General features: G+C 64.6%; 8 protein-coding genes. 4 read left to right on the top strand and 4 right to left on the bottom strand.

Annotation, left to right across the window (positions count from 1 at the left end):
* Positions 1–196: 196 nt before the first annotated feature.
* The 4 genes from SR3_RS29245 to lepB form a co-directional block, all read right to left on the bottom strand.
* The gene (locus SR3_RS29245) at positions 197–1,768 is read right to left on the bottom strand and encodes an ArnT family glycosyltransferase (RefSeq protein WP_068094625.1); all 1,572 of its coding nucleotides are present in this window, start codon (positions 1,766–1,768) and stop codon (positions 197–199) included.
* Positions 1,769–1,925: 157 nt separating this feature from the next.
* Entirely contained in the window at positions 1,926–2,852 is a 927-nt protein-coding gene (gene era / locus SR3_RS29240; RefSeq protein WP_068094622.1) for a GTPase Era, read from the bottom strand.
* Between the two features lie 11 nt (positions 2,853–2,863).
* A complete protein-coding gene (gene rnc / locus SR3_RS29235; protein ID WP_068094617.1) occupies positions 2,864–3,583 on the bottom strand; it encodes a ribonuclease III in 720 nt (239 codons plus the stop codon).
* Between the two features lie 17 nt (positions 3,584–3,600).
* Positions 3,601–4,485, bottom strand: coding sequence for a signal peptidase I (gene lepB, locus SR3_RS29230; RefSeq protein ID WP_068094616.1), 885 nt, complete (start codon positions 4,483–4,485; stop codon positions 3,601–3,603).
* Positions 4,486–4,645: 160 nt separating this feature from the next.
* On the opposite strand from lepB, the gene pgi reads away from it, so the two are divergent.
* The 4 genes from pgi to SR3_RS29210 all read left to right on the top strand — a co-directional run bounded on the left by pgi (position 4,646) and on the right by SR3_RS29210 (position 10,752).
* Positions 4,646–6,232, top strand: a complete 1,587-nt coding sequence (pgi, locus tag SR3_RS29225; RefSeq protein ID WP_084456048.1) for a glucose-6-phosphate isomerase — start codon at positions 4,646–4,648, stop codon at positions 6,230–6,232.
* A gap of 149 nt (positions 6,233–6,381) precedes the next feature.
* Positions 6,382–8,379: an alpha/beta hydrolase family protein gene (locus tag SR3_RS29220; RefSeq protein ID WP_084456047.1), complete on the top strand. Its 1,998-nt coding sequence runs from the start codon at positions 6,382–6,384 to the stop codon at positions 8,377–8,379.
* Between the two features lie 113 nt (positions 8,380–8,492).
* Entirely contained in the window at positions 8,493–9,842 is a 1,350-nt protein-coding gene (gorA, locus tag SR3_RS29215) for a glutathione-disulfide reductase (protein ID WP_068094614.1), read from the top strand.
* A 91-nt stretch (positions 9,843–9,933) separates the two neighbouring features.
* Positions 9,934–10,752, top strand: a complete 819-nt coding sequence (locus SR3_RS29210) for a class I SAM-dependent methyltransferase (protein WP_068094611.1) — start codon at positions 9,934–9,936, stop codon at positions 10,750–10,752.
* The last annotated feature ends 375 nt before the right edge of the window (positions 10,753–11,127 follow it).

Below are 11,127 nucleotides of genomic sequence, written 5' to 3'. Positions count from 1 at the left end.
GCTCAGTGACATCCTGTCGGAGCGCCACCTTTCCACGGGCAAGCAAAAGGCGCCGCAGGCAGGCATGCCCCGGCGCCTTTTCTCGTTTCAAAGCCTGCGGCGCTGCGACGTTGCTCCATGGCCAAACCCGAGGCGCTACGTGGACACTAAAGGGAGCGCGAGGGCGATGGCCCTCGCATTTTCCTCTTAAAACCCCTTAACGCACAGCGACAACCCGCTTCCCACTCAAGGCCTTGTTCTGGAACACGAGGAAATCGCGCGTCCCCACGCGGGCCTTGCCGTAGAGTACATAATCGCTCCCCAGCCGCGCCATCAGGAAGTTGCGCACCGGCCAGTTCACCGGATGCGCCTGAGGCTGCGCGGTGATGACCACCACATCGGGGCGGCTGTCCATGATGTGGTGCGCCTCGGCCTGCGCGTCCACGCCCAGCGCTTCGGAATCGGTCAGGCTCACCAGATGATTGGGGAAGACGTAGCGCGAGGGCAGGCAGCTGTTCGACAGATGGTACAGCATCGGATCGCCCTCGGCCACATAGAGGCAGCCCTTGGCGCGGGCGCTCTCGATCTGGGTGAGCAGCACATCCATCTCGGCGCGTGAGCCGTGATCGCTCATGTTCACCGATGTCACCACCAAAGCGGCCACCGCGCCGAAGCCCAGCAGCAGGCGGGTGTACCAGCGGTGCGGCGTCAGGCGGCCCAGCGCGGGGGCGGCAAGGATCGACAAAGGCACCAGCACGGGCGCGAGATAGTGATCGTACCATGTGCCCAGCAGCAGGAAGCCGCCGAAGGCCGTCAGGCCCCAGATGCGCAGGAAGGGCAGGGCTTGGGGGGCTTCGCCTCCGGCGGTCAGTCCCAGCTTGCCGAAGCGGCGGGGGGCGAGAAACAGCGCCAGCCAGAAGGGGGTGAGGGCCAGCATTTCCTTGGTCAGGCGCCACAGGGACGCGAGATAGGGCTCGTGCCGGGCGAAGATCGAGAGGAAATTGGCTTGAATGAAGGCGTCGGCATGGCCGATGGCCGCGTAATAGGCCAGCGCGGCAACGGTGGGCAGCAGGGCGGCGGCGCACCATGCGACAGCGGCCAGCGTGACCTGAGGGCGGCTCCAGCCCATGCGGCGGATGCGCCACATCAGGGCCAGGCCAAAGCCGATCCCTTCGAACATCACGGTGTATTTGATCTGCAGCGCGATGCCGATCACCAGCATCACGCCCAGCCCGTGCAGCAACAGGGCGCCGGGCTTGCGGCGGCGGATCATCAGGTCCGTCATCCACAGGCCGACCAGCGCCACGGGCAGGTTGTAATAGACCGGCGACTGCCCGCCGAAGCAGAAGAACACCGAGAGGAACAGCTGATAGGCCACGCCGGCGCACAGCGCGCCCAAAGGCGAGGCGATCATCCGCGCCGTGCGCCAGATCACCAGCGAGGTGGCCACCACGCTGAGCATGGCGACCAGCTGATATTGCACGATGCCCTCGCCGCCCAGCAGGCGGATCGCGGCGAAGAGCAGGAAGAGGCCGATCGGCTTGCGGTCCCAGATGTCCACGAAGGGCAGGGCGCCGTGAAGCATGCGGTCACCGACCAGCAGGTAGAACTGCTCATCGATCTGGATCGTGGGGGAACCGAAGGTGAAGCCGCGCAGCGCCAGCGCCAGAACCGTATAGGCCAGCAGCACCAAAGCCTTGTCGGCGGCGAGAACACGCAGGCGCACGCCCAGGTTGCCCAGCAGCGCCACCCTTGCCCGCCCCGGCAGTGCCGCGATGAAATCCACCATCCTTGTTAATCCTGCACAGCGATCCCGATGGACCGGCCCGCCCCCGCAAGCCCGATCCACAGAATATGGCTTCACGCCATCACGCCGCTATAGAGCGCAGCGGCGGTTCATCACAAGCCTTGGCTGCAACCGGGATGGAAAATCCGGAAAAACCGCCTCAGCGCACCCATTCCAGGCCGATTTCCTCATAGATTTCCTTGGCATCGGCCCAGTTCTCATCCACTTTGACATGGAGGAAGAGATGGACCGGCACCCCGAGAATCTGTGTCAGTTCGGCACGCGATGCCTCGCCAAGGGCACGGATGCGCGCACCTTTTTTGCCGAGAACAATCGGTTTCTGGCTCTCGCGGGCGATGACGATCTGCTGATGAATTTCAACTGAACCGTCCTTGCGGATCTTGTAGCTTTCGGGACGAACCGTGCTGTCATAGGGCAGCTCGTCATGCAGCTGGCGGTAGAGCTGCTCGCGGGTGATCTCGCAGGCCATCAGGCGTTCGGAGGCGTCCGACACCTGATCCTCGGGGAAATGCCAGAGGCTCTCGGGCATCAGCCCTGCCAGATGGGCCTTCAGCCCGGCCACGCCATCGTTGCTCTGCGCCGACACGAAAAACACTTCCGCGAAATCGACCTTCTGGGTCAGCTCCTGCGCCAGCACCAGCAGCGGTTCCTTGGCCGTCAGGTCCACCTTGTTGAGGACAAGGATCTTGCGCTCCTTGCGGCTCTGCAGCTGTTCGAGAATGGGGTCGAGGTAATCGCGGTGCTTCTTGGCGGCATCGACCACCAGCAGGATGGCATCGGCCTCTTCGGCGCCATCCCAGGCGGCGGCGACCATCGCGCGGTCAAGGCGACGCTTGGGCGCGAAGAGGCCCGGCGTGTCGGCCAGAATGATCTGGGCGTTGTGCTTGTCGCTCTGCTCCAGCGCGATGCCCATCAGGCGGGCGCGGGTGGTCTGCGCCTTCTGGCTGACGATCGCCACCTTCTGGCCGACCAGCGCATTCACCAGCGTGGATTTGCCGGCGTTGGGCGCGCCCAGCACGGCGACGAGGCCGCAGGTCATCGGGGGCGTGGAGGGTTGGTCGGTCATGGAACTGGCTTTCAGGCGTAAAGTCGGAGGAATTCGCCGGCGGCCTTGGTTTCGGCCTCCTGCTTGCTGTTGGCGGTGGCGCGGGCCTCACCCACGCCCTTCACCGCGACGGAGACGGTGAACTGCAGGGAATGATCCGGGCCGGAACGGTCGATCAGCGCATATTCGGGCGGGCGGCGGCGGTTGCCCGCGGCCCATTCCTGAAGCGCCGATTTGGGATGTTTGGTCTGCCCGGCATGGCCCCGGAAGGTGTCGGACCAGAGCTTGCGCACCATGGCGCGGGTGGTTTCGAAGCCGCGTTCGAGAAAGCTGGCGCCGATCAGCGCTTCCATCACATCGCCAAGGATGTTGTCGGAATCCGCGCCGCCATCGTCGCGCGCCTGCTTGCCGAGGCGGATATGCCCGGCAAGGCCCAGCCCGCGCGCCACATTGGCGCAGCTCTGGCGCGAAACCAGCGCGTTCAGCCGTTGCGACAGGCGTCCCTCGGCGTCGCTCTCGGCCTCGTACAGCCATTCGGCGATGGTCAGGCCCAGCACGCGGTCGCCAAGGAACTCCAGCCGCTGATAGTCGGCGGCCCGCGCGATGCCCTTGTTGGGCGCGGCGGTGAAGCTGCCATGGGTCAGCGCGGCGGTCCACATCTCGACATCGGCAGGCGATGCGCCGTCCAGCAACTGGCGCAGAAAGGCCAGCGTCTCATCGGGTAGGGGCTCAGCGCCTGCCACGGGCTTCAATTTGAGTTTTCCGACCGTCAAAAGGTGTTCCCGATGCGGCTCCAGCGCGTGGCGGTGAACCAGGTCCATGGCTTATACCATGAGGCGCCGCCATCGGTCGACCACATCATGATCGTGGCGCGCCCCACCAGATTCTCCTGCGGGACCATGCCGATGCCGCCGTCCAGCGTGGTGAAGCGGCTGTCCATCGAATTGTCGCGGTCGTCACCCATCAGGAACAGCTTGCCCTCGGGCACCATATAGGGCGGGGTGTTGTCGGCATCGAAGCCGGGGACCGGATCGTGCTTCTCGGGCCCGAAATCCAGCACCTTGATGTCCTTGGAGGGGCGGCCATCGTCACCGGGCAGCGTCTCGCGGTACTGCGGATAGCGGCAGACCGCCGTGCCATCCTTGCGGGTGGCGGCGAAGGCGGGGGTGTAGCAATGGGTGTTGCCCGAAACGGCGATCTCGAAATCCTCGATCTTCACCTTGGGGATGGCCTTGCCATTCAGATACAGCACGCCGCCGATCATCTGCACCGTGTCCCCCGGCAGGCCGATCACGCGCTTGATCCAGTCCTGATCGTTGGTCGGCGGGGCCTTGAAGATCACCACATCGCCGCGATGGGGCTGATGGGCCAGCACCCGCTTGGGCAGCAGCGGCGCGCCGAAGGGCAGCGAATAGCTGGAAAAACCATAGGGCCATTTGGCGGCCAGCAGATAGTCGCCATTGACCAGACCGGGCAGCATCGATTCGCTGGGAATGGTGAAAGGCGAGAAGATAAAGCTGCGGAACACCGCCACAATGATGACCAGCTTGATCAGGAAGACGAAGAAATTCTCTTCTTCCTGAGGCTTCTTGCCCGCCGGAGCGGATTTTTCGGAGCTGACGGGCGTGGAGCCCTGATTGGCGGTGTCGGTCATGTTTATGTCCATGTTGCGCCTCCGCGCTGCCGTCAACCCTTCGTGAAGGGGTGTTTGTCGCGGGACTGTCTCACAAGTGTATTGTCCGATCAATACACCGGAGGACTTTGCACGCGGCTGAACGGCTTTTTAGGTGCTGGCAACGAATGCGGACTTGGCCATGTCGCATCGGGCGGGCATAGGACAGTCCATTCATCTTCAACGGAGAAACCGCCCCGTGCCCAGCCAGCCCGAGATCGCCGCCCTGTGGACCCAACTGGCGGACCTGCCGCGCCCCACGCTGGCCGAGCTGTTCGCCAGGGATGAGGCCCGCGTCGACACGTTGACCGGGCGCATCGAACTGGGCGAGGAGCAGGGCGGCATCCGTTTCGACTGGTCCAAGACGCATCTGGATGCCGCACATCTCGATCTGTTCGAGAAGCTGACGGCCGCGGTCGATTTTGCCGGCCAGCGCAAGGCGCTCTTCGACGGCGAGAAGATCAACGTCACCGAAGGCCGTGCCGCCGAGCATACCGCCCAGCGCGGCGTGGGCCGCGACACCAGTGTGGAAGAGGCCATGGCGCTGCATGCCCGCATGAAGTCGCTGGTGGAGGCGATCCATGAGGGCGCGCTGGGCGAGGTCAAGCATCTGATCCATATCGGCATCGGCGGTTCGGCGCTGGGCCCCAAGCTGGCGGTCGATGCGCTGACCCGCGACGGCGCCAAGGTCGAGGTGCATGTCGTCGCCAACATCGACGGCTGCGCGCTGGAGCAGGCCTTCGGGCGCTGCGATCCGGCCACCACGCTGATCGCCGTCGCTTCCAAGACCTTCACCACCACCGAGACCATGACCAACGCCACCTCGGCGCTCGACTGGCTGCGCAACAATGGCGTGGAAGATCCCTATGGCCGCGTCGTGGCGCTGACGGCCTATCCCGAAAAGGCGGTGGAATGGGGCGTGGATGAAACCCGCGTGCTGCCTTTCTCCGAAAGCGTGGGCGGGCGTTACTCGCTGTGGTCCTCGATCGGCTTCCCGGTGGCGCTGGCCATCGGCTGGGACGAGTTCGTCGAGTTCCTCGAAGGCGCTGCCGCCGTCGATCTGCATTTCCGCGACACCGATGGCGCGGCAAACCTGCCGCTGCGCGCCGCCTTTGCCGATCAGCTTTACACCCGCCTGCGTGGCTGTCAGGCCCGCGCCTGCTTCGCCTATGACGAGCGCATGGCGCTGCTGCCCTTCTACCTCCAGCAACTGGAGATGGAATCGAACGGCAAGAGCGTGAAGGCCGATGGCTCGCCCGTCGATGGCCCCACCGCGCCGATCACCTGGGGCGGCGTGGGCACGGATGCGCAGCATGCCGTGTTCCAGCTGCTGCATCAGGGCACGGTCATCACGCCCGTCGATTTCATCGCCAGCATCGCGGCGGGCGACGATCTGGACCCGGCCCATCACCGCATCCTGCTGATGAACTGCTTCGCGCAGGGCGCCGCGCTGATGGCGGGCAAGGATGCCACCGATAAGGCCCGCGCCTATGCCGGTGACCGCCCCAGCGCCACCATGCTGGTCGATGACCTGAACCCGGCCACGCTGGGTGCGCTGATCGCCTTCCATGAGCATCGCACCTTCGCCAATGCCGCGCTGATGCAGATCAACCCCTTCGACCAGTTCGGCGTGGAGCTGGGCAAGGAAATCGCCAAATCCATCGAAAAGGGCGGCGCGCGTTTCGATGCCAGCACCACCGCGCTGCTGGAAGCCGCCGGTCTGGCGTAAGGACAAAGCTCCGGCGGAGGCATTCGTTTCCGCCGGAGACTGTTCTTCACGCTTTTGTCTTGCCGCCTTCTTGTATTTTCTATTCCTCCCGCTAGGCATTCTTTCGGAAATTCGCCGGTTCTACGGATCCGGGATCGAAGGGGGCAAGAATGCGGGCAGTGAAGGCGGCTTTGGCCGGGGTGTTGGTGTGTGCATGGGGTTGGGCAGCCCCGGTTCTGGCGCAGCAGGCGACCGCCGCCGCCGCATCTTCGGACGCCAAACCGACAGCGCCCGCCACCGCGAATGCCCCGCTGACCGCCGCCGATTTCGCCGCGCTACCCTTTATCGAGGGCGTGAAGCTCTCCCCCAATGGCGAATGGATGGCCGGGCTGTTCGGCGGCGCCACGGGCCGCCGCGTCTGCGCGCTCAGCCTGTTCGAGAATGGGAGCGCGCCACGCTGCATCGTCATCCCCGACAAGATGGAGGCCCATTCGCTCCGCTGGGTGAATGACGACAGCTTTCTGATCCATGTCACCATCCAGCAGCCGGTCGACGGCAAGCTGTGGTATGTCTCGCGCCTTGCCGCCTTCAACCGGACGACGGGCAAGCTCAAGACGCTGATGTGGGATCTCAACGGCCAGAACACCGATGACGTGATCTGGACGGCCCGCGATGGCAGCCCCTATGCGCTGGTTGGCGCTCAGGCCTCGATCTATGAGGGCGAGGATCTCTGGCCCTCGATCTTCCGCGTCAATGTCGACACCGGAGAGCGCGTGCGCGTGCTTAAAGGGCGCGGCGGCGTGATGGGCTGGGTGGCCGATGGCGCGGGGCAGGTCCGGCTGGGCTATGGCTATGACGACAGCACGCGGCGCACCCGGTTGCTCTATCGCGGCGAAGGCGGCAGCACCTTCCACGTCATCGACCGGGCCGATCTTCGCAAGCGCGAATCCTCGCTCAACCCCATGGGCTTCATCCCCGGCGGCAATCACGCGCTGGTGGTTCATGATGACGACAAGGGCAGCAGCGCCCTGTTCGAAGCCGATCTCGATCCGCTCAAGGATGTGAAACCGATCTATGCCGCGCCCGACGGCAGCTGGATCGACGATGTGACCTTGGCCGCCGATGGCCAGACCCCGCTGGCCGTCAGCCTGCGCGGCGCCCAGCAGAAGGATGTGTGGATCGAGCCGGATCTGGCCGATCTGCAAGCCGCCTTCGACAAATCCGTGGGCAGCGGCAGGCGGGTCCGGATCCTCAGCTTCAGCCGGGACCGCAAGCGGATGCTGGTGCTGCTCGATCGGCCCAATTCGCCCGGTTCGCTCTATTTCTTCGATGTGAATGACGGCCATTTGCGCCTTGTCGCCCATATGAATGAGAAGGTGGGCAGCCGGGCCCTCTCTCCGGTGAAGCTGGTGACCTACAAGGCGCGCGACGGCCTGCCGATCGAGGCGGTGGTGACCAGCCCCAATGGGCGTGAGGCCAAAAAACTGCCGGTGATCGTCATGCCGCATGGCGGGCCATGGGCGCATGACACGCTGGATTATGACTATTGGGCGCAATTTCTGGCCAGCAAGGGCTATCTGGTGATCCAGCCCAATTTCCGCGGTTCGACCGGCTATGGTCAGACGTTCGAGCGGCGTGGGGAGGGGCAGTTGGGCCTCGCCATGCAGGACGATCTCAACGATGCGCTGGCCTGGGCGGTGGATCAGGGCATGGCCGATGGCAAGCGGGCCTGCATCGTGGGGGCCTCCTATGGCGGTTATGCCGCCATGTGGGGCGCGGCGCGCGATCCCGATCTGTGGCGTTGCTCGATTTCCATCGCGGGCGTCGCCAGCCTGAGGCGCGAGGTCAACGACATGGGCGACAGCAGCATGCATGCCAACAGCAACAGCGATGCCTGGGGGCGCATGACCCCGGATTTCGCCGCCGTCTCGCCGATCAATGCGGTGGACCGCATCAAGGCGCCGATGCTGCTGATCCACGGCAAGAAGGATTCCACGGTGGATGTCAGCCAGTCCACCTCCATGGCCGCGAGGATGCGCGGCGCGGGCAAGTCTGTGGAGCTGGTGCAGATCCCGCTGGCCGATCACCATTTCACCCGTGGGCCGGACCGGCTGACCTTGCTGACCTCGATCGAGACCTTCCTCGCCAAATATAACCCCGCCGACTGATCGCCTGTTTTTCCGCCGCTGATCGCCAAATCCGATTGGCAAGCGGCGGGGCGAGGGGCCATATCGCGCGGAAACGAAAGGGCTGCCCCCGCCGCCCGACTGGAGCCTGCACAATGACCGACACCTTCGACTACGACCTGTTTGTGATCGGTGCAGGGTCGGGCGGGGTGCGCGCCAGCCGCATCGCGGCCAGTCATGGCGCCCGCGTGGCCGTGGCCGAGGAATTTCGCGTGGGCGGCACCTGCGTGATTCGGGGCTGCGTGCCCAAGAAGCTGCTGGTCTACGCCTCGCATTTCGCCCATGGGCTGGAGGATGCCGCAGGCTTCGGCTGGACCATCGAGGGCAAGCAGTTCGACTGGGCCAAATTGCGCGATTTTGTCGCCAGCGATGTCGACCGGCTGGAGCGCGCCTATACGAACACGCTCGACAACAACAAGGTCGATCATGTCCATGAGCGCGCCACGGTGGCGGGCCCCAATCTGGTGCGTCTGGCTTCCGGGCGGGAAATCAGCGCGAAGCATATCCTGATCGCCGTGGGCGCATGGCCGGTGATGCCGGACTTTCCCGGCAATGAGCATGCCATCACCTCCAACGAGGTGTTCCATCTGGAGACTTTCCCCAGGCGCGTGGTGATTCAAGGCGCGGGCTATATCGCCATGGAATTCGCCGGGATCTTCAATGCGCTGGGGGCCAAGGTGACGGTGGTCAACCGCTCGAACCGCATCCTGCGCGGCTATGACGACGATCTGACCGAGCGCCTGATGGCCATGACCGAAAAGCGCGGCATCGAATACCGCTTCGACAGCCCGATCTGCGGCATCGAGAAGCAGGCCGACGGTTCCTTCAAAGTGTCGCTGGCAGGCCATGATCCGGTCGAGGCCGATGTGGTGCTGGTCGCCACCGGGCGCCGCCCCAAGACCCCGGGGCTGGGGCTGGAGGAGGCAGGCGTGCAGCTGGGCGCCAATGGCGAGGTGATCGTCGACGAGTATGGCCAAACCAGCGTGCCCAGCATCCATGCCGTGGGCGATGTGACCGACCGCGTGCAGCTGACCCCGGTGGCCATCCGCGAGGGCCATGCCTTTGCCGACACCGTCTTTGGCGGCAAGCCCCGGACCACCGCCTATGATGCGATCCCCAGCGCGGTCTTCTCTCAGCCGCCGCTGGCCGCCGTGGGCCTCACCGAGATGCAGGCGCGCGAGACGGGTGCTGAAATCAAGGTCTTCACCAGCGACTTCCGCCCGATGAGCAACATGTTCTCAAGCACAGTCGAGCGCGGCTATTACAAGCTGGTGGTCGATGCGGCGAGCGACAAGGTGCTGGGCATCCATATGATCAGCCCCGAAGCGCCCGAAATCCTGCAGGCCGCCGCCATTGCGGTGAAGGCCGGGCTGACCAAGGCGGATTTCGACGCGACCATGGCGCTGCACCCGTCCATGTCGGAAGAACTGGTGTTGATGCGTTAGGCAAAGTTACGGGGCGGAGGCTTTCCGCCCCTTAACCATGAAGCACTAGCCAGTGATCCCGATGGGCAGTCTGCCCGAGAGGATATTGGCGATGAGCGACCTTCTCATTCATTCGATGAGCGAATTTTCCAGCCTCATTCTGGAGGCTTTCGAGGTTGCGCAGGTCCGCAACATCGCGGAAATCGGGGCGGAGTTCGGCGGCATGTCCAGCGTTCTGGCCGATTATTGCGGCAGGGTGGGCGGCCAGTTCGCCACCATCGATCCGGCGCCCAAGCAGGAGTTCATCGACTGGGTGGCGCAGCATCCCCATGTCACCCATCTGGCCGCGCCCAGTCTGGAGGTGATGGGCGATCTGGAGCAGGTCGATGCCTGGGTGATCGATGGCGATCACAATTATTACACCGTGCTGCGCGAACTGCGTCTGGCCGACAGCGTTTCGCAGCGTGACGGGCGGCCTTTGCTGGCCTTTATGCATGATGTGGGCTGGCCCTGGGCGCGCCGCGATTCCTATTACGCGCCCGACCGTATTCCGGCGGAGCATCGTCAGCTTTTCAGCTTCGATGCAGGGGTTACGCTGGGTTACGCCGGGTCTCTGCCGGGGCGGGGCTTTCGCAGTCATGGTGCTTACGCATGCGCGCTGCAGGCTGGCGGCCCGGGCAATGGCGTGCTGACCGCGGTGGAGGATTTCATCGCCGAGGTCGAGCGAGATGGCACGCGCCAGATGTGCTTCGCCAATGTTCCGGCGGTGTTCGGGCTGGGCGTGCTGTTCGATGCCTCGGCGTCATGGGGCGATCCGCTGGCTCAGCTGCTGGGGCCCTATCATGACAATGAGCTGATCCGTAAGCTGGAGATCAACCGGCTGCGCAACTATCTGCAGGTGATCGATCTGCAGGATCAGCGGGCGGGGTGAAAGGCGTATTGCCCGCCCGTCCGGCGCGGATCGGGACAAGGCGATTTAACCGGATGATTAAAGATTGTTGACGCGGCGGGTCGGTCGTGGCCTATTCTGGTGTCAGATGCCCTTTATCGATGGCGCGAGGATGCCAGCATGGCCCGGATGGAACGCTGCCGCGCGATGGAACGCGCCTTCCCATGCTTGAGTGTTGGTCTTCGCGCGCCTATCGCGGGCGCCATGGTGACGCCGCCGCAGGTTCTGCCTGCCGCGCCGCGTCGAGATTTTCGGAGTTGACCAGCATGACCGACGCCTCTTGCGCCCCCGCTATTACGCCGCGCAACGACTGGACCCGCGCGGAGATCGCGGCCCTTTTCGACCTGCCCTTCACGG

Source organism: Novosphingobium rosa NBRC 15208 (assembly GCF_001598555.1).
Classification (GTDB): domain Bacteria; phylum Pseudomonadota; class Alphaproteobacteria; order Sphingomonadales; family Sphingomonadaceae; genus Novosphingobium; species Novosphingobium rosa.
The sequence above is the reverse complement of the archived record's forward strand: the minus strand, read 5'-3'. Positions and strand labels throughout refer to the sequence as shown.

What these genes read in the sequence shown, in the direction of transcription:
- SR3_RS29245 (WP_068094625.1), bottom strand. Translation starts at nt 1,768, where the DNA reads ATGGTGGATTTCATCGCGGCACTGCCGGGGCGGGCAAGGGTGGCGCTG.
- era (WP_068094622.1), bottom strand. Translation starts at nt 2,852, where the DNA reads ATGACCGACCAACCCTCCACGCCCCCGATGACCTGCGGCCTCGTCGCC.
- lepB (WP_068094616.1), bottom strand. Translation starts at nt 4,485, where the DNA reads ATGACCGACACCGCCAATCAGGGCTCCACGCCCGTCAGCTCCGAAAAA.
- pgi (WP_084456048.1), top strand. Translation starts at nt 4,646, where the DNA reads ATGTCGCATCGGGCGGGCATAGGACAGTCCATTCATCTTCAACGGAGA.
- SR3_RS29220 (WP_084456047.1), top strand. Translation starts at nt 6,382, where the DNA reads ATGCGGGCAGTGAAGGCGGCTTTGGCCGGGGTGTTGGTGTGTGCATGG.
- gorA (WP_068094614.1), top strand. Translation starts at nt 8,493, where the DNA reads ATGACCGACACCTTCGACTACGACCTGTTTGTGATCGGTGCAGGGTCG.
- SR3_RS29210 (WP_068094611.1), top strand. Translation starts at nt 9,934, where the DNA reads ATGAGCGACCTTCTCATTCATTCGATGAGCGAATTTTCCAGCCTCATT.